The following is an 18,808-nucleotide window of genomic DNA, read 5'->3' on the forward strand; positions in this document are numbered from 1 at the left end:
TCAATTTGCCCCGAAATGAAGGGGTTAATTTAGAGCGAAATGCAGTGGCAGTTTAATTGCGGAATGCAGGGGTCAGTTTTGTCGAAACTCCCATATTGAGTTCTTTTCAACTACTTTTTCTCCAATTTTTAATACCAAAGATAAAAATGAGATAAAAGCTTATTTTCAAAAAGAAGCGACAAGTATTCAAACTGATATTCTGAATTTAGAAAAAGATATCAAGGAAAAAACTCTTTTAAAAAGTGTTTTTGAGAATTTGGAAAATCCTGATGAATATTTGGCAGCCTGGAATACCCAAACAGACCTGGAAGATCAACTCGAAACCCACACCATGTATGAAACAAGTCTGGAGAATTTTAACGAATACTCAAGTTTGTACACACAAAACTCAATCGAAGATGAGTTTCAAAGTAGCAAAACGGTATATAACAAATTAGATATTTATAGAAATAGCTTAAACACACTTCAAGAAAATCTGGAACGAGAAGCAACTGCCTTTTTTGAAACTCAAGCTGATCAAAGAATTGAAGACATTAAAAGCGAGTATGATCTTACGTCTGAACCGGACTTTAATAAGGAAACCTTTTTATCATCTTTAGAAGAGACGGATGATTATTATAAAGCCTTTCAAAAGCTTTACAATCAGGAAAAATCGAAATATCTGGAAATACAAAATATACTTCAGTTACATGAGCAGATCAAAGACCTGATCTCCAAGAAGAATAAAGTCTATTCAGAAAATACGGAGATAATAAATAACACTTCCGTTCTGTTAGAGGAAGTAAATGGACAACTGATAGAAAAATTGGAAGCAGATTATGAGTCGGCAAATCGTAAATACATTGTAGAATATAATGTGCTTGTTAGGCAATATCTAAAAACTAATGTAGAGCGGTTTGAAAATTCCGGAGATTTTCATGCATTGTGTGAGGAAGTGTTGCCTTCTGAGATATTCAGTGAGATCAATACATTGGAAAGAGAAGTAATCGAAAAGATAGATAAGTACCTTAAAGATATTAACCTGAAAAACAAAAGATTAAACAATAGAAAGCTCCAAAAATTAGCTGTTATAATTGAAGAAGTGGCCAGCGAAGTAAGTAGCCAAAGAAATGACATCAGGACGATCAGGAACTTTCTTAACTCTGATGATAAAAAAATAACGGGTGGACACACAGTAAGCCTGGAGGATGATAGCGAAGGTGTATTTTCTTCTGATTGGATGAATTTATTCACCGAAAATATTAATAAGGATCTAGGGCTGGGATTAGAAAATTCTTTATTCGAATCCGAAAAAGGAATTACAAATGATCTGGAGAAATACCCATCTTTAAAAGAAAAATTAACGGAGGCTTTTTATCGGTCAGGTGGGTTGCGGAGCTTAAAACCTTCAATTGAGGAATTATTAAACCCCAAATCTTACTATACTGTAAAATTCTCTATTAAGACCAATCAGGGTAAGAAAAATGATGGTAGCACCAGTCAAACCTATGCTGCCATTTCACTATTATGTATTGCAAAATTGTCTTTGCTAAATAGGCAATCAAAGAATTCCCAGGTTGAAGCTATTCGCTTTATGGCAATTGATGAAGCAGAAGGTTTGGGAAGTAACTTTGATATGCTTTATAAAATTGCCCTTGCAAATGATTATCAGATATTATCGCTTTCTATCAGTCCAAACAAAATTGATGCAGAAAAACAAAATATCTACCTGCTTCATAACAGCCTAGAAGACGAAAAGGTTAATTATGAACCTGTGCCTATTTTTGGTTTAACCAGCTAAATTGTTTAGGTAATGAAACACATTGAATGGAAATACCAGGTTGGCTTACATCAACTTTATACAGAAGGAAAAACCAAACTGAAAATTTTAAATAATGATTACATCAACCTGATATTATTTAAACAGAAGAAACTGATCAGGTTTAAATCAGGTAATCATTCCATTATTGAAGCAAACCAACGATATCCCGAATTTTATAAACTAGAACTGTTAGATACGTATAATTACTACAATACCTTTTTTGAGCAGTCAGGAATAGAAAATAATGCAAAGAAAACCTTTACACAGGATGACCTGGAAGCCCTGATGTTTGTTTATTACAATAAAAAAGAGCTTCGGGAAAAACTCACCACAGTGAAAAAATTCTCTGCAAGAGTGTTTAGAAATGAAAACTCAAAGTACCTAGAAAATAAGCCGAGTCTAAAAAATGCCGTTTTACAACTTCTAGAAGTTGATGAGTTTCCAGAGAAAGATCCTAAAAATCAACAGTGGAGATGTGTTATTGATTGTGACAACCCTAAAGTGATTGCATTATGTGAGAATCTCGATTGTCTTAAAGTACCAGTAGAATATAAGAAGAATAATATCGAACTATGGTATGTAGGGGGTAACAACACAAAGCCCTTGCTTGATATTCAAAAAGATAAGCTGCAATTACCTATTTATTATTTTTGCGATTGGGATTATGCCGGACTAAATATTTATTCCAAGGTTAAAGAGATTTTTAATAAGAAAGATAAAGAAATAGAAATAATACAGCCACTTGTAAATGCCAAAAGACTACCTGTTGGCGTTAAGCATCACAAGAGTAAATGGAAAAAGGAAGATTTTTCAGGATTGACAAAAGATAATTATAGCCAAGATCAGATAGACCTTATAAATCAACTTATCTCCAAAAATGAATGGATAGAAGAGGAATCAATGGATCTAATTGAATTAATTTTGATAAAATAAGTTTTCAATAGAGCATTATCTATAAGATGATAAGAGATTATCACACTTTTTAACTTTAAGCCATTTTTGCAAAGCTATCCCACATGTGGCTATATAATGATAATTGCATGCAAGCATTATTCCAAATGATTTAACACCTACTTAATCATTAGGTTAGATTAACGTCCTAATTTTATAAATAAAATTTCCATTAAAAATCCATTCACTGATAATGCAATTATGATATGGAACACGAGTATATGCACATTGAATTAACAGGTGCGAAAATATCGGACAGCATTAGGCAATTTGAAAAAGAGAAAGAACAGCGCTTTATACAATTGATCGTTGATATACTTGTCATGTCAATCCTAAAGGAATACCATGAAGAAAGTAATCAGATACCTAAGATTTAGCAGGCTCGGGCAAAGTAACGGCTCCATTGAGGCCCAACAGCTATGTACAGATCAATGGATCACCTTTAACAATGCAGAGCTTGTAGATACCTTTATCGATATTGGCAAAAGTGCCAGAACATTTGACAGGCCAGACTTCATCAGGCTACAAAAGTTTATTTTAAAGCATTATCAAAAAGTAGATTATCTGCTGGTGGATCAATTGGACAGGTTTAGCAGAAATGCCGGTGAAGCACTCACAACAGTAAAAGACCTTCAGTCCAGCTATGGTATACAGGTAGTAAGTGCAACAGAAGGCATTACGTTTGATTATGATACACCTGGTAGTTTCTTTAGAGCGGGCCTGCAGTTCTTGCTGGCTGAAGAGGACAATATCAATAGGAGCATCAAGATAAGAAAAGGGCTATATACAGCAAAGGTACAAGAGGGGCGGCATCTTCACAGAACACCGCCATTCGGGTATAGAAAAAATGGAATAGGAAAAAAGAGCCATCTCGTTATACATGAGGATGAAGCAAAGATAGTGAGGTTCATCTATGAGAATTATCTGCATGGTATGCCGTTATACGTGATCAAAAAAGAAGTGCACGACATGGGATTTAATAGGAAAAGTAATATGGCCGTTGAGAACATATTAAGAAACCCTGTATATGCCGGCCTGCTCAAAGTAGAACCCTTTAAAGAGTTTCCGGGCGGATTATTTCCGGGAATACACGAGCCGCTAATTGACAAGGAAACCTGGAGGGCCATCCAGAGTAAAATAAACAAGCCCATAAAAGAACGTGTTATTTTAGATGAAGAACTTCCCTTAAGAGGAGTTCTCAAATGTCACTGCGGTAACCCACTTACCGGGGCACCTTCCAGGAGCAAAACAGGCAGGTACTTTTATTACTACAAATGCAGGTTATCGAAACACAATAATATTAGCGCAATAAAAGCCCATGAGCAGCTATTAGCCACACTCTCATTGATGCGTCTTCCGGAGCAGATCATAAACGAAATCATTAAACATTGTCAGGCACATATAAACAAAGGGCTAAGATCAAACAGGTTGAAGATAATAACCCAACAGGAACTCGTTTTTGAAATCGAGAAGAAGCTCTCAGCAGTAGAAGAAAAGTGGATCATGAATGAAATCAGCAAGGATAGCTTCGAAAAATGGTATTCAGAATACAGCAATAAGTTAAATAGCCTAAGAGAAAGCATAGAAAAATTAAAATACCAGGTTGATAAGGCAATTAACATCCTTGAGCAAAACCTGGATTTACTTGTTGACATGAAGCATATCTATAAGCAAGCCGCACTACTTCAAAAAAGAGAGCTCATCAGAATGATCTTCGATGACAACCTGTATTATGAAAACGGTATATACAAAACTCCAACTTTGATCAGCGCACTACAACATCATTTTCTTTTTAGGAAAGAAGGAGGTTATTTGTTGTATGAAAAATCCGGTATTTAATAGGCTATAGTCCCAATTTATTTATTAGTATAAAAAGGGTTCGACACTTCCCGCCAGCTATTTATTTACAGATAGCATAATATATTAATAATCAATATATTGCAATTTTGTACTTAACGTTCAAAAATGAAATTCGAACACATATAATAATCTATATTACAGTGAGTTATGTAAATAAAAAACCCTGAAAATTAGTATTTTTCAGGGTTCCGTGGAGCCGAAGGGGTTCGAACCCTTGTCCAGTTGTGTGATAAATTATGCCTTCTACATGCTTATTTTCCAATTAATTGTAGGGAGTCGACGGGCTGGAAACCGACCTTATCTTTCTCCTTAGGTGCTTTATCTCGCCACTGTACCACACCTTACAGCAGCCAGCATTATTATTTCGATGCCCCGGATTCTAACCTAATAATGCAGCAGTTAGAGGGACAAAAGCTAGGCTAATTCTAAATTAGGCAGCTAAGGCGTAGTTATTTTCGCCAATTATAGTTTGAACGTTCTCTTTAAAGTGCTCTCCGTACAACGCACTGCATGCTTACATACTCAGCGCCACCCTGTCAAATCCAAAACGGCCCCATGTTGTAACCTGATGATTTGCAATGGTTAACAACTCCATATGCATCATCAGATTACAAAAGTACTAAAATTATGCCAATTGACGGCCAGGATATTGTTTTAAAGCAATATTTAAACAGTCCATCGCCTTATTCAGGTCGTCTGTATTTAAAACATAGGCCATTCTCACTTCATTTCTGACAGAATCTTTACTGGAATAAAATCCGGTGGCAGGTGCCATCATGACAGTCTGTCCCTGGTGGTTAAAGCTTTCCAGGATCCACTGACAGAATTGATCCGCATCATCAATTGGTAACTTGGCCACGACATAAAAGGCACCGCCAGGGTTCGGACAAAATACACCTTCCATTGCATTTAACCTGGAAACCAAAGTATCCCGTCTTAAAGTATATTCCTTATTTACTGCTTCAAAATAGCTGTCCGGAGTATCCACTGCGGCTGTTCCTGCAATTTGTTCGACCATTCCGGGACTTAACCTTGCCTGGGCAAATTTCAAACCGGATTTAATCACCTCTTTATTTTTGGTAATCATGCAACCCAGCCTTGCACCGCAGGCACTGTATCTTTTGGATACTGTATCCATGACCACCACATTGTCGTCAATACCATCAAGGTGCATAGGAGAAATGAATTCACGCCCATCATAGCAGAATTCCCTGTAGGCCTCGTCCGAAAACAGAAACAGGTCATATTTCAGGCAAAGTGCTTTAAGGGCTTCCAGTTCTTCACGGGAATATAAATAACCGGTGGGGTTATTAGGGTTACAAATAATAATCGCTTTGGTCTTGTCGGTAATCAGTTTTTCGAACTCCGCAATAGGGGGCAGGGCAAAACCATTTTCAATGTGGGAAAGTATAGGTTTGACCACTACGTTGCTCATGCAGGCAAAACCATTATAGTTGGCATAAAAAGGCTCAGGAATGATAATTTCATCGCCTTCATTGACACAGGTTTGCATGGCAATGGTAATGGCTTCAGAACCGCCAACAGTCACCAGTATATCTTCCGGTGTAATGTTATAACCCAATTTGTTATAGTATTCCGTCAATTTGGTCCTGTAGGCAAGAGTACCTTCTGAAGGGGTATAAGCCCAGACATTAAAGTCTATGTTTTTAATGGCATTCAGCATTCCTTCCGGCGTTGCAATGTCAGGCTGTCCAATATTTAAATGGTAAACTTTTTTGCCCTCTTTTTTTGCTTGGTCGGCAAAAGGGGTTAGTTTTCTAATGGGAGATGCAGGCATCTGCAACCCTTTTTCGGATATATGTGGCATGAAGCAAAAATAAAAAACCCCGTTGATTAACGAGGCTTTTATTTAAATAATGTCTAAAATTTTACCTGGAAGTTCCGGCAACTGTTTCTCCTTTAATATAGAGCACCTTGATCGATGTTTTCGCATTCGAATTCAGGGTAATGCTTTTGCTGAAAGGTAGCGGGGAACCAGCAGGATTGTAAGTCACTTTAATGGTTCCGGTTTCTCCTTTTTTAACCGGAGTATGGGTATATTCTGGTACTGTGCAACCGCAGGTAGTCTCTACTTTTGACAAAATAAGTGGAGTGTCTCCGATATTTGTGAACTTAAATTCTACTGAAACTGGCTTTCCTAACGGAATTTTACCGAAGTCATAAGATTCTTTATCAAATTTAAATTCTGCCGGCGTAGTTTGAGCGTTTGTTGAAACCGCAACACCTAAAATAAAGGAAAATAGGATAATTAACTTTTTCATGTTTGTGAGTTTTAAACAAATTTAATATTATAATTTATCAATTCAAAAGGTTATCTAACATATAAATTGCAGTACAGCCCTAACCCGGAGCTGAGAATTTACTTATCTTTGTCCCATAACTTAAATGCTTATGACGCCAAATAATAAACTTATAACGAATCCTATTGACGCTTCAGAGTTAAGTTTTGAGGACTTCAAAACCATTGTCATTAACGATTATAAAATAGCATACGAAAGCCGTCAGGCGAGTTTGCTTGGTCGTAAGGAAGTATTAACGGGTAAGGCTAAGTTTGGCATTTTTGGTGATGGTAAGGAATTGCCGCAAATCGCAATGGCTAAGGCTTTTAAAAACGGGGACTGGCGCTCAGGTTATTACCGCGACCAGACTTTTGCTTTTGCTACAGGGATATGCACCATCAAAGAGTTTTTTGCACAGCTGTATGCAAACCCCAGCGTAGAAGCAGATCCTGCTTCAGCTGGAAGGCAAATGAACTGCCATTTTGCAACCCGTTCTATTGAGCAGGACGGGAGCTGGAAAGACCTGACTGAAATCAAAAACTGTTCTTCTGATATTGCCCCTACCGGTGGACAAATGGCCCGTCTGGTTGGATTGGCCTATGCTTCAAAATTATACCGGGAAAATCCGGAATTGGCTTACCTAAAAAACTTCTCTCTGAACGGAAATGAAGTGGCTTTTGGTACCATTGGTAACGCTTCTACTTCAGAAGGGGTATTTTTCGAAGCCATTAATGCTGCAGGGGTTTTACAGGTACCTATGGCCATGTCCGTATGGGACGATGCTTATGGCATCTCTGTTCCTGCAAAATACCAGACCACTAAAGAAGATATTTCCGAGATCCTGAAAGGTTTTCAAAGGGATGAAAAAGGAGCAGGCTATGAGATTTTTAAAGTCAGGGGCTGGGACTATCCGGCGCTTTGCGAAACTTATCAGAAGGCCATAGACATTTGCCGGGACGAGCATGTACCTGTACTGATCCATGTCACAGAGGTAACCCAACCTCAGGGACACTCCACTTCAGGTTCACATGAAAGATATAAAGACAAACAGCGCTTAGACTGGGAAAGAGAATACGATTGTATTTTGCAGATGCGTAAATGGATGCTGGAATCTGCAATGATTACAGAAGAAGAGCTCGCTGAGTTGGAAACCGCTGCCAAGCAAACGGTAAGAACTGCTCAGAAGGATGCATGGAATGAATTTCTGGCGGATATCAAAACCGAAAAAGATCAGGTAATTGCCATGATTTCTGCAATTTCCAATGGAGATGCCCAGCTGAGTAAAATTGTAAGTCAGCTGTCGGCTACACCCGATGCACAACGTAAAGAGGTGATCTCTTCTGCAAGGAGGGCACTTCGTTTAACCTTAAACAGGCCTTCCGATGAGCGGAATGCACTGGCTAACTGGTATGCACAGCAAAAATCGCTGAACGAAGACCGTTACAATTCAAAATTGTTTACCGATGGGAAAGAAAGCCCATTACTGGTTGATGTTCAGGACGCTGTTTATGAAGAACAAAGTAAAATGGTTGACGGACGGGAAATTCTCAATGCCTGTTTTGATGCCAATTTTGCCCGTGACCCGCGTCTGGTGGCTTTTGGTGAAGACCTCGGAAATATCGGTGACGTTAATCAGGGCTTTGCAGGCCTTCAGGCCAAATATGGTGAACTGAGGATTACAGATACCGGCATCAGGGAAATGACCATTGTAGGTCAGGGCATAGGTTTGGCTTTAAGGGGCTTAAGACCAATTGCAGAGATTCAGTACCTGGATTACCTGTTGTATGCCTTAAATGTACTGAGTGATGACTTGGCAAGTTTATCTTACCGCACCAAAGCGGGTCAGAAAGCACCAGTAATTATCCGTACCCGTGGCCACAGGCTGGAAGGGGTATGGCATTCCGGTTCTCCGATTGCAATGATTTTAGGTTCTCTCAGGGGAATGCACATTTGTGTTCCGCGCAACATGACCCAGGCTGCCGGAATGTACAATACCTTGTTCAGATCCGATGAGCCGGCGATGATTATAGAATGTTTAAATGGTTACCGTTTAAAAGAACGTTTACCAGAAAATGTAGGTGAGTTTACCGTGCCCCTGGGCCAGGCCGAGGTGGTTAGAAAAGGAAGCGACATTACGATCGTATCCTATGGTTCTACCTTGCGGATTGTGGAAGAAGCGGCTGAAGAACTGGAACAAATGGGCATTTCTGTAGAGATCATAGATCCGCAAACCCTGCTGCCTTTTGACAACAGTAAAATTTGTGCAGCTTCGCTGGAAAAAACCAATAAATTGCTGGTGGTTGATGAAGATGTACCTGGAGGTGCAACTGCTTTTATCCTGCAACAGATCCTGGAAGAACAGCAAGGCTATTATCTTTTGGATGCCCAGCCTAAAACCCTTTCTGCAAAAGCACACCGCCCGCCTTATGGATCAGATGGTGATTATTTCAGCAAACCATCTACAGATGATGTAGTAGAGGCGGTTTATCAAATGATGCAAGATCACAATTCGGCAAAGTATCCATCTATCTTTTAGATAAAAAAAAGATGTTATATAACAAAGGCTGTCATTAGACAGCCTTTTATGTTTTAATCCAGTTTGGTGACTTTATTTCTAAGGAAATGATCTGCAAGTACCAGTGCGGCCATGGCTTCCACAATAACCACCGCTCTTGGAACAACACAAGGGTCATGCCTGCCTTTACCTTTAATTTCTGCCGCATCTCCGGCCGCATTAATGGTTTGCTGGTTGTGCATAATGGTTGCAACCGGTTTAAAACCAACAGTGAAATTAATTTCCATCCCATTGGAAATCCCTCCCTGTATACCCCCCGAAAAATTGGTTAGGGTTTTGGGGTTGCCACTGGCGGGAAGAAAAATATCATTGTGTTCTGAACCCTTCATTTCTGTACCGGAAAAACCAGAGCCATATTCAAAGCCATGTACCGCATTAATGCTCAGCATGGCTTTTCCCAGGTCGGCATGAAGTTTATCAAAAACTGGTTCACCTAAACCCACAGGACAGTTCTGTACCTTGCAACTGATTTTTCCGCCAATGGTATCTCCATCTTTTCTTACCGCATCAATACATTCAACCATTTGTTTTGCCGTTGCCGGATCCGCACATCTGACGATATTGTCTTCCCTTAAATGAAGCAGTTCTTCTATGCTCAGGTCTTCCAGATGAGGCGCATTGATGGTGCCCACAGCAGAAACATGTGCGAAAATTTCTATTCCATGGTGCTTTAGAAACAATTTGGCAATGGCACCGGCTGCTACACGCGCCGCAGTTTCTCTAGCAGAAGAACGGCCGCCGCCCCGGTGGTCACGGATGCCATATTTGGCATCATAGGTATAATCTGCATGCGAAGGTCTGTAAACATCCTTATTGTGTTCATAATCTTTGGACCTGTGGTCTTCATTGGGAATAAGCAAAGCAATTGGAGTACCAGTGCTTTTGCCTTCAAAAATCCCCGACAGCACTTCAACCGTATCGCTTTCTTTTCGTTGCGTCGTAATTTTTGATTGTCCTGGTCTTCTTTTATCGAGTTCGGACTGTATAAAATCAAGATCTATGGGTAATTGCGATGGACAGCCATCGATGATCACGCCGATCGCCTTACCATGGGATTCTCCGAAGGTCGATATTTTAAACAGTTGCCCAAATGTATTTCCAGCCATATTTTTCTATTTATACCCCGCTAAATTAAAGTTCATTTATTGTAAAACCAGCTTTTCTTAAATCTTTCCAGTAATCAGGATAAGATTTTTCCACTACATGAAAATCCTCAATTTCAACTTCAGGGATGATCAGGCCAAGCGGGGCAAAAGCCATGGCCATTCTGTGGTCATCATAGGTGCGGAAAAGCACCTTTTCAGGAAAATGGAGTTTACTGCAGTCCAGGGAGTAGAATTCCTTCTCTTCTATAAGGGCAACCCCAATTTTGGCCAGTTCATTCTGTAAGGCTTTTACCCGGTTGGTTTCCTTAATTTTAAGGGTTTCCAATCCTGTAAAGGTCAATTCCAGGCCCAGGGCAGCGGCACAAACAATAATGGTTTGGGCCAGGTCCGGACAATCTTTCAGGTTCAGAGCCTCTGTTGCGCGCTGCGGCTCCGTTGTTTTGACAATCCTAATCCCGTTGTCCTTTCTGGAAGTGCTGATGCCCAGTTGCACCATGATTTCCTGAATCCGGCTGTCTCCCTGCAAACTTTGCGCTTTTAGGTTGGGCAGAGTGATGTCAGATTGTGCAGCAAGTGCTGCAATGCTGTACCAGTAAGAACAGGCACTCCAATCTGGCTCTACGGTCAGCAGGCTGGGAAGATAGGGCTGTTGCACAATACTAATCGTATTACCTTCCCAGGAATGTTGAATACCGGCTTCCTCCAGCATTTTTAAAGTCATTTCTACATAAGGTCTGGAAGTGAGTTCTCCTTCAATTTCGAGGGATAAACCAGATGGAAGGCTGGAGGCAATAATTAGTAATGCTGAAATGTATTGACTGCTCACATCTCCTTTGATGCTCACTTTTCCTGAAGTTTGCTCTAAGCCTCCTTTAATCAACAATGGTGGATAACCTTCAATAGATTGGTATTCAATAGAAGCATTCAGACTGATTAAAGCATCCACGAGCAATTTAATAGGCCTTTCCTTCATCCTTTTGGAGCCGGTCAATAAAAACTGACCCTCAATTGTTGTCAGGTAAGCTGTTAAAAAACGCATGGCAGTTCCCGCCGGACCAACGTCTATCGTATGAAGACTGTTCTTATCCCTGTTCTTGAGCAGGTCCAGTGCCTGGTTAAGGGTCACTGTGTCATCAGCATCCGATAAGTTCTCTACTTGTACAAGTCCATTACTAATGGCGGCTATAATAAGGGCCCTGTTGCTTTCGCTTTTAGAACCGGTAAGATGGATTTCGGTGTTGATTTCTTTTTTTCCGGTGAAAGAAACAATAGCATTTGGTTTCATGAATGTTAAAGGAGTTAGGGTGTATGAACCGGCAGCAGCTTATCGTAGCTGCTGCCGGTTGTTTGTTGATTGATGCAGATGAGAATGTGAATTAAGAATGGCTAACATTAGCAGTAGCTTCCACAACATTTGCAGCAGCCTTTCCTTCGTTCATAATCTGCGTTTGTTTCCTGATGGATTCACTGTGTACCAGTTCCAGAAATTTTTCTGTAAAACCAAGGTCCAGTTTCAGGGCTTTTGCAAAAGCAGTTCTTTTTTGCATAATCTCATCCCAACGGTTTACCTGCAGAATGGTGACGTTATTGTCTCTTTTATATTGACCGATTTTCTCCACAATGGCCATACGTTCACCCAGTTTCTGGATCATCAGGTCATCAATTTTATCAATCTGTTTTCTCAGATCGGCCAGTTTATCTGCAAAATCTTCATTTTTAGATTCTGGTTTACGCAAATTGAAACGCTCTACCAGTTCTGCCAGTGCAGCGGGAGTTACCTGCTGTTTTGCATCTGTCCAGGCTACAGAAGGATCAATATGAGATTCGATCATCAAACCCTGCATATCAAGATCCAGGGCTTTTTGCGAAATATATGGAATCAGTTCACGGTTTCCGCAAATATGGCTTGGATCATTAATAATAGGCAGTTCCGGGCAGTGTGTTTTAAGCTGTATGGCCAGTTCCCACATCGGCTCATTGCGGAAAGAGCTTTTTTCATAAGAAGAAAAACCCCGGTGAATTGCACCCAGTTTGGTGATGCCTGCATTGTTAATTCTTTCCAGGGCACCTACCCATAAAGAAAGATCCGGATTTACCGGGTTTTTAACTAGAACAGGAATGTCAACACCTTTTAAAGCATCAGCGATTTCCTGAACAGTGAAAGGGTTAGCCGTTGACCTTGCACCAATCCAAAGGATATCTACCCCGGCAGCAAGGGCTTCTTCGACATGTTTCGCTGTTGCTACCTCTACAGCAGTAGGCAAGCCAGTTTCCTGTTTTGCTTTTTTCAGCCATTCCAGGCCAATGCTTCCGATACCTTCAAATTCTCCCGGACGGGTGCGGGGTTTCCAGATACCTGCCCTGAGTACAGACACTTTTCCGGTAGCAGCCAGTAAATGTGCGGTAGAAAGCAATTGCTCTTCTGTTTCCGCACTGCATGGACCAGAGATAATCAGGGGTTCGTTTTTGACATTGATCCAGCTGCTTAATGGCTGAATGTTTAAATTTAATTTCATTGTGGAAGGATTTTTTTAGTTTTAATATTTTGTGTTTTTATTGTGCTTGTTTATACTTTGTCGTTCTTGATGTATTCGCCCATGATGTTAAAGTTGACGGTGTATTTGAGGGCTTTACGAACGGCAGTGTCATACTTCTCCATGTTTTTCCATTCAATGTCCACATAGAAATAATATTCATTTCTTTTGCCCAATACGGGCATGGACTGGATTTTGGTCAGGTTTACCTCGTAATCGGCAAAAATGTTCAGTACCTTAGATAAAGCCCCTACATGATTGCCGACCTGGAAACAGATCGAAGCCTTATTAATTTCCTGATTGTCTTCAGTTTTATCACTTTTCAGGATCAGGAACCTGGTGAAGTTCTTTTTATTGGATTCAATTCTTCTTTCAATGATGTTTAAGCCATAGAGCTCAGCGGCCAGGGTGTTGGCAATAGCTACCGTATCTGTGAGTTGTTCGTCCCTGATTTTTTTTGCACAGGCCGCGGTATCTGCACTTTCAACTACCTTTAGATGAGGGAATTCATCAATAAAATCGATGCACTGACGAATGGCAATAGGGTGGGAAGTTACATATTTTACATCTTCCAGCTTCACACCAGGCAAAGCCATCAGGTGCAGCTGAATTGGAAGGTAAACTTCACCTGTAATGGCAAAACCGTATTCCCTTAAAAGGGTGTAATTTGGGAGTAGGCTACCAGCAATAGAGTTTTCTATAGCCATGACCACAAAGTCAGCCTCGCCTTTTTCCAGTTTTTCACAGGTTTTTTTAAAAGACTCACATTCAATGGTTTGAATGTCTTTTCCAAAAAATTTGAAGGCTGCTTCCTCGTGGAAAGATGCTTTGATGCCCTGAATTGCTACTCTAATTGCTTTCTTCATTTTGCTTAAAAACAAAAAAAGTCCCGGCTTGCGGCCGGGACTTTTCATATACAGTTATATAGTTATATTTTGTGCATATCAGTCCCGGCTCTTACTAAAGTAGTAAAAGTAACCAAACCAATATGTTGTAACGTTTCTCATTTTTTATTTTGGGCAGCCTGTTTGACCAGACCTGTTTTCATTATCGTTTCGCCAAATGTACAAACAAAATTTAATTTGTCAATAGCTAATTAAAAAAAATTATTTTCCGCCTTCGGCTTCCTTCAGCTCCCGTTGCAAAACTTTAGCAATCTTGGTGCTGCCATCATGGCTCCATCCCGGTGGATAAAGGGCGTATTTGACCTTGTCCATTAAGGTTGGTGCCTTTTTTATGTCTGTACCTAAAGCAATAAATTCATGGAAAATAATGTTAACCGGGCCCGTATCTTCTGGTTGTGAGGTCAGGCCATATTTAACTTCATCCCTGGGTAGTTCCTCCTGAAAAGTTCCAAACCAGCGGTCCCAAAGGATCAGCACCATGCCCATGTTTTTGTCCAGGTAACGGATGTTACTGGCATGATGGACCCGGTGATGGGAAGGGGTGACAAATATGTATTCAATAATGGGATGCAGTTTTCCAACGGTTTGGGTATGAACAATATTTCCGTAAATCTGTGTAATGAGGTAGGCAAAAAGAATGTCCAGTGCCGAAAAACCCATAAAAGCCAGGGGAAGATAAAAGAATACCCGGTAAAGAGGCTCAAAAACAGTGGAACGAAAGCCAGTGGTCAGGTTAAAATGTTCTGAAGAATGGTGGGTCACATGCATGGCCCAGAAAAATCGGACATAGTGGCCTACTGTATGTAAAAACCAGTACAGAAAATCCTGGGCAAGGATCAGCACGACCCAGTATAGGGCTACATTTTTAATTTCAAAAAGACGAAACTGGTAACAGTAATCCAAAAGGAAAAAGGTAGCTGCTTTCATGCCAAGGTTAATCACAATTGCTGCGCACATGAGATAAACATTGGTCCAGGTATCTCTTTTGGCGTACAATTTACGGTCATGGATATAGCTGAAGTACATTTCTGCCAGAGAAATGACCAGCACAAAGGCAAAAAGAGTAGTTACCGTTATATTTCTGGGATCAAGCAACATAAATTGAATTGTAATAGATCAGACTTTCCTCAATGTCTTTCTCTGTTACTTTGCAATTGTACGCACAATGTCCTGTGCGTTCCAGCAGAGAAAACATAATTTGCCCGTGTTCATTCTTTTTGTCACTCTGCATTAATTTCAGCAGGGTTTCAAAACTTTCAGGCTGGAGGATATATTTTGGATATAAACCAGAGATGTAGTTCTTGATGTCTTCAAGTTCTTCCTTGCTCAGTTCAGCATATTTATGGGATAAGAAAGCCTCGCAGATCATCCCTATAGCGATGGCTTCACCATGGGTCAATGGACTGGGACTGTTTAAGGCATAGCTTTCCACAGCGTGACCAATGGTGTGTCCAAAGTTGAGAATTTTCCTCAGGTTTTGTTCAAGAGGATCGGTGGTGACCACTTTATTTTTAATCTCTACAGAGCGAAGGACAGCGTCTGGTCCTGGTGCCCTGAAATCACTGTTTTTCAAAGAAAGATAATAGTCCTTATCGGCAATCAACCCATGCTTGATCATTTCAGCAAAACCTGAAAGCAATTCCCTTTCAGGAAGGGTTTTTAAAAATTTACTTTCTATGTAAACGGCCTTAGGTAGGGTAAAGGTACCCACCATATTTTTAACACTGTCTACATCTATACCTGTCTTTCCTCCGACAGAGGCATCTACTTGCGAAAGCAGGGTGGTCGGGATGTTGACGAAATCTACGCCCCTTTTATAGGTAGAAGCGACAAAGCCCCCCATGTCTGTAATGACGCCGCCACCCAGATTAATCATCAGGCACTTGCGGTCCGCTCCGAAATCCAATAAAGTTTTCCAGATGCCGATACAGAAGTCTATGTTTTTATTTTCTTCTCCGGGATCGGTTTCAATCAGGTCAAAATCACTAAAATCATCCAGCATTTCCCTAAACACGGGTAAACAGAGCTCGGAAGTATTGCCGTCTGCAAACACAAATACCCTGCTGTAATTCCCTTTTTCGATCAGCAGATTTAAGCTTTCCAGGCCTGTTTCAAAATAAATGGTGCTTTCTGCACTTTCCAGAACTGCCATTAGATTACTTTAATTGATTGTCCCATAAAATTAATCACATCACCGCTGCGGACCTTCAGCCTTTTGCGGTAATCGACTTTGCCATTATATTTAACCAGGCCATCCTCTACTACGGTTTGGGCCTCACCGCCGCTTTGAACAAGTGCAGTGGCCTTTAACAACTGAATTAAAGGAATAAACTCACCTTCTAATTTAAATTCTATCATGTTACGGCAAAATTACAATTAATTATAAAGTGTTTTACCATGTATAGCAGTGGAATTTATACTTTTGCACGGTCCTGACAAAAAAGAACTGACATATGGAACTATCGCCCAGAAAAAGATTGAATTTCGATAACACAGAAATTGCTTTTCGAAATAAATCAAACTCCGATTTAAATAGTGCTTACTGGTTGTTTAAAGCAATAGGTAGTAATTTTCTTACCAAAGTAGGTCCTCCGGTAACCAATTTCTTTCTGAGGACAGGTTTACCGATCAAATCAATTATCAAAGCCACCATTTTTAAACAGTTTTGCGGAGGGGAAACCATTGCAGAGTGTAAGCATACCATAGAACAGCTTTCCCTGGGCAGGGTGGGTACCATTCTGGATTATTCTGTAGAAGGGGAAGAAGAAGAAGAGGTATTTGATTTTACCTGTGAAGAAATTATCCGGACAATTGAGCGTGCTGAAGGGGATCCGCGTATTCCAATCACTGTTTTTAAGATTACGGGAATCGGCCGTTTTGCACTGTTGGAAAAACTGGATGCCAGACAGGCATTGAACGATACCGAAACCGCGGAATTTGAGCGGGTCAGACAGCGCTGCGAAAAAATCTGCCGCAGGGCTTACGAAAAAAATGTGCCGATCATGATCGATGCAGAAGAAACCTGGATCCAGAAAACCATTGACGAGCTGGCCCTGGATATGATGCGTTTGTTTAACCGTGAAAAATTACTGGTGTACAATACCTACCAAATGTACCGTCACGATAAACTGGCCGATATGAAGGCCGATCACCTGATTGCCAAAGAAAGCGGTTTTATCCTGGGGGTTAAAATGGTACGGGGTGCCTATATGGAAAAGGAAAGAAAAAGAGCAGAAGAAATGGGATATCCTTCCCCGATCCAACCCGATAAAGCTTCTTCTGACCGGGATTATAATGAATCTTTAAGATATTGTGTCGCCAACATCAATGAAGTCGGATTTGTCTGCGGGACACATAATGAAGAGAGTTGCCGGATCCTGGCAAACCTGCTGGATGAGCAACAAATTAAACATAACCACCCCCATGTGTACTTTGCGCAGCTACTGGGCATGAGCGATAACCTCAGTTTCAATTTATCTGATGCCGATTACAATGTGGCCAAATATGTTCCTTACGGACCTGTAAAAGCGGTATTGCCTTATTTGTTCAGAAGGGCACAGGAAAATACTTCGGTAGCCGGACAAACCGGAAGAGAACTTTCCCTGATTGAAAAGGAGAAAAAACGCAGAAAACTTTAAGGACTAAAACCTAATATTCAAAATAACCTGATATGAAAAGAACCATTTTAATCACCTGTGCGCTTGGTCTGTCCCTGGCTGTAAATGCCCAGGTGAGTACTTTAAAACCCATTAAAGATAATAAAGCAACTTCGGTAAAAAACCAGGGAGAATCGGGTACCTGCTGGAATTACTCTACCACTTCACTGATTGAATCAGAAGAAATCCGTAAGGGAATCGGCGAGTTTAACCTCAGTGAAATGTTCAGTGCCCGTAATATTTATTTGGAAAAAGGTAAAAATTATATCCTTCGCCAAGGAAAAGCGCAGTTTAGTGAAGGTGGTCTTGGACATGACCTGATCCGGGCCGTTGCTTTGTATGGGGCAATGCCACAAGAGGTATTTCAGGGTGTAACTGGTGAAATTCCTAATCATAAAGGCCTGGAAGATGCCCTGAAAAGCTATCTGGACAGCACATTAAAAAAACGTCCTTTCAATGCCGATTGGCTGAAGGGTTATCAGCAGATCCTGGATGAAAAAATAGGTGTACCTCCGGCAAATTTCGATTATAAAGGAAAAAACTATACGGCAAAATCTTTTGCAGCAGAAGTACTGAAATTTAATCCGAAAGATTATGTGAACATTACCTCTTTTACGCACCAGCCTTATTATGAAGCGTTCATTTTACAGGTGCCGGATAATTTTTCTAATGGAGCTTATTACAACCTGCCATTGGAGGAATTGTTGAATTTAACCAAAACAGCCTTAAAAAATGGATACACCATTATGTGGGATGCCGATGTGAGCAATAAAGATTTTCAGCAGAAAAAAGGTTATGCCTTGTTGTTTGAGAACAAAGAAGAGGGAAAACAGACGGAGCTTAACCCGAATGCGAAGGAACGGGCTTACTCAGCAGAGTTGCGTCAGCAACTGTATGAGAACCTGACCACACAGGATGACCACCTGATGCATTTAACCGGTCTGGACCAAACTGCAGAAGGCAAAGTCTTTTTTAAAGTTAAAAACTCCTGGGGAGATGTTGGGCCTTTTAAAGGCTATATAGAGGTTTCAGAACCTTATTTTGCCATTAACACGGTCAGTTTGGTGGTGCCAAAAGCAGCACTCTCAAAGGAACTGCTCAAGAAACTAAATCTTTAAAA

15 protein-coding genes and 1 other RNA gene are annotated in these 18,808 nt (G+C 40.5%); 6 read left to right on the plus strand and 10 right to left on the minus strand.

Annotation, left to right across the window (positions count from 1 at the left end; translation table 11 throughout):
* The first annotated feature begins 256 nt into the window (after nt 1-256).
* From B0O44_RS24535 to B0O44_RS24545, 3 genes are all read left to right on the plus strand, one after another.
* A complete protein-coding gene (locus tag B0O44_RS24535) occupies nt 257-1,780 on the plus strand; it encodes a hypothetical protein (protein WP_110834757.1) in 1,524 nt (507 codons plus the stop codon).
* Nucleotides 1,781-1,792: 12 nt separating this feature from the next.
* Entirely contained in the window at nt 1,793-2,734 is a 942-nt protein-coding gene (locus tag B0O44_RS24540; RefSeq protein WP_110834758.1) for a toprim domain-containing protein, read from the plus strand.
* Nucleotides 2,735-3,097: 363 nt separating this feature from the next.
* Complete coding sequence (locus B0O44_RS24545) at nt 3,098-4,591, plus strand: recombinase family protein (RefSeq protein ID WP_110834759.1); 1,494 nt, start codon at nt 3,098-3,100, stop codon at nt 4,589-4,591.
* A 209-nt stretch (nt 4,592-4,800) separates the two neighbouring features.
* Here the strand turns inward: B0O44_RS24545 and ssrA are convergent.
* The 3 genes from ssrA to B0O44_RS24560 all read right to left on the minus strand — a co-directional run bounded on the left by ssrA (nt 4,801) and on the right by B0O44_RS24560 (nt 6,894).
* Nucleotides 4,801-5,167, minus strand: a transfer-messenger RNA (tmRNA) gene (ssrA, locus tag B0O44_RS24550).
* A gap of 70 nt (nt 5,168-5,237) precedes the next feature.
* Nucleotides 5,238-6,440, minus strand: coding sequence for a pyridoxal phosphate-dependent aminotransferase (locus B0O44_RS24555; protein WP_110834760.1), 1,203 nt, complete (start codon nt 6,438-6,440; stop codon nt 5,238-5,240).
* A 61-nt stretch (nt 6,441-6,501) separates the two neighbouring features.
* On the minus strand, nt 6,502-6,894 hold the full coding sequence (locus B0O44_RS24560) for a DUF1573 domain-containing protein (RefSeq protein ID WP_110834761.1): 393 nt from the start codon (nt 6,892-6,894) through the stop codon (nt 6,502-6,504).
* A 130-nt stretch (nt 6,895-7,024) separates the two neighbouring features.
* Here B0O44_RS24560 and B0O44_RS24565 point away from each other — a divergent pair, with 130 nt between their 5' ends.
* Nucleotides 7,025-9,448, plus strand: a complete 2,424-nt coding sequence (locus B0O44_RS24565; RefSeq protein ID WP_110834781.1) for an alpha-ketoacid dehydrogenase subunit alpha/beta — start codon at nt 7,025-7,027, stop codon at nt 9,446-9,448.
* A gap of 53 nt (nt 9,449-9,501) precedes the next feature.
* Here the strand turns inward: B0O44_RS24565 and aroC are convergent, their stop codons facing one another.
* The 7 genes from aroC to B0O44_RS24600 form a co-directional block, all read right to left on the minus strand.
* The gene (gene aroC / locus B0O44_RS24570; protein WP_110834762.1) at nt 9,502-10,593 is read right to left on the minus strand and encodes a chorismate synthase; all 1,092 of its coding nucleotides are present in this window, start codon (nt 10,591-10,593) and stop codon (nt 9,502-9,504) included.
* Between the two features lie 25 nt (nt 10,594-10,618).
* Nucleotides 10,619-11,878, minus strand: a complete 1,260-nt coding sequence (aroA, locus tag B0O44_RS24575; protein ID WP_110834763.1) for a 3-phosphoshikimate 1-carboxyvinyltransferase — start codon at nt 11,876-11,878, stop codon at nt 10,619-10,621.
* Between the two features lie 91 nt (nt 11,879-11,969).
* Nucleotides 11,970-13,109 (minus strand): chorismate mutase, encoded by a 1,140-nt coding sequence (locus B0O44_RS24580; RefSeq protein ID WP_110834764.1) that lies wholly within the window; start codon nt 13,107-13,109, stop codon nt 11,970-11,972.
* Between the two features lie 50 nt (nt 13,110-13,159).
* Nucleotides 13,160-13,993, minus strand: coding sequence for a prephenate dehydratase (locus tag B0O44_RS24585; protein ID WP_110834782.1), 834 nt, complete (start codon nt 13,991-13,993; stop codon nt 13,160-13,162).
* 240 nt (nt 13,994-14,233) lie between these two features.
* The gene (locus B0O44_RS24590) at nt 14,234-15,130 is read right to left on the minus strand and encodes a sterol desaturase family protein (protein ID WP_110834765.1); all 897 of its coding nucleotides are present in this window, start codon (nt 15,128-15,130) and stop codon (nt 14,234-14,236) included.
* Nucleotides 15,120-16,184: a 3-dehydroquinate synthase gene (gene aroB / locus B0O44_RS24595; protein WP_110834766.1), complete on the minus strand. Its 1,065-nt coding sequence runs from the start codon at nt 16,182-16,184 to the stop codon at nt 15,120-15,122. Before aroB ends, B0O44_RS24590 begins: the two co-directional genes overlap by 11 nt.
* A complete protein-coding gene (locus B0O44_RS24600; RefSeq protein ID WP_110834767.1) occupies nt 16,184-16,390 on the minus strand; it encodes an RNA-binding S4 domain-containing protein in 207 nt (68 codons plus the stop codon). The genes aroB and B0O44_RS24600 overlap by 1 nt, the downstream gene beginning before the upstream one ends.
* Nucleotides 16,391-16,485: 95 nt before the next feature.
* On the opposite strand from B0O44_RS24600, the gene B0O44_RS24605 reads away from it, so the two are divergent.
* Together B0O44_RS24605 and B0O44_RS24610 are read left to right on the plus strand one after the other, a co-directional pair.
* Nucleotides 16,486-17,670 (plus strand): proline dehydrogenase family protein, encoded by a 1,185-nt coding sequence (locus B0O44_RS24605; RefSeq protein WP_110834768.1) that lies wholly within the window; start codon nt 16,486-16,488, stop codon nt 17,668-17,670.
* A 32-nt stretch (nt 17,671-17,702) separates the two neighbouring features.
* Nucleotides 17,703-18,806, plus strand: coding sequence for a C1 family peptidase (locus B0O44_RS24610; protein WP_110834769.1), 1,104 nt, complete (start codon nt 17,703-17,705; stop codon nt 18,804-18,806).
* Nucleotides 18,807-18,808: the final 2 nt, after the last annotated feature.

The organism is Pedobacter nutrimenti, from assembly GCF_003208655.1.
In the GTDB taxonomy this organism is placed as follows: Bacteria; Bacteroidota; Bacteroidia; order Sphingobacteriales; family Sphingobacteriaceae; genus Pedobacter; species Pedobacter nutrimenti.

Coding starts and splice junctions, on each gene's coding strand:
- B0O44_RS24605 (WP_110834768.1), top strand. CDS start 16,486: ATGGAACTATCGCCCAGAAAAAGATTGAATTTCGATAACACAGAAATT.
- B0O44_RS24565 (WP_110834781.1), top strand. CDS start 7,025: ATGACGCCAAATAATAAACTTATAACGAATCCTATTGACGCTTCAGAG.
- B0O44_RS24580 (WP_110834764.1), bottom strand. CDS start 13,109: ATGAAATTAAATTTAAACATTCAGCCATTAAGCAGCTGGATCAATGTC.
- B0O44_RS24590 (WP_110834765.1), bottom strand. CDS start 15,130: ATGTTGCTTGATCCCAGAAATATAACGGTAACTACTCTTTTTGCCTTT.
- B0O44_RS24540 (WP_110834758.1), top strand. CDS start 1,793: ATGAAACACATTGAATGGAAATACCAGGTTGGCTTACATCAACTTTAT.
- aroA (WP_110834763.1), bottom strand. CDS start 11,878: ATGAAACCAAATGCTATTGTTTCTTTCACCGGAAAAAAAGAAATCAAC.
- B0O44_RS24555 (WP_110834760.1), bottom strand. CDS start 6,440: ATGCCACATATATCCGAAAAAGGGTTGCAGATGCCTGCATCTCCCATT.
- B0O44_RS24560 (WP_110834761.1), bottom strand. CDS start 6,894: ATGAAAAAGTTAATTATCCTATTTTCCTTTATTTTAGGTGTTGCGGTT.
- B0O44_RS24585 (WP_110834782.1), bottom strand. CDS start 13,993: ATGAAGAAAGCAATTAGAGTAGCAATTCAGGGCATCAAAGCATCTTTC.
- aroC (WP_110834762.1), bottom strand. CDS start 10,593: ATGGCTGGAAATACATTTGGGCAACTGTTTAAAATATCGACCTTCGGA.
- B0O44_RS24600 (WP_110834767.1), bottom strand. CDS start 16,390: ATGATAGAATTTAAATTAGAAGGTGAGTTTATTCCTTTAATTCAGTTG.
- B0O44_RS24545 (WP_110834759.1), top strand. CDS start 3,098: ATGAAGAAAGTAATCAGATACCTAAGATTTAGCAGGCTCGGGCAAAGT.
- aroB (WP_110834766.1), bottom strand. CDS start 16,184: ATGGCAGTTCTGGAAAGTGCAGAAAGCACCATTTATTTTGAAACAGGC.
- B0O44_RS24610 (WP_110834769.1), top strand. CDS start 17,703: ATGAAAAGAACCATTTTAATCACCTGTGCGCTTGGTCTGTCCCTGGCT.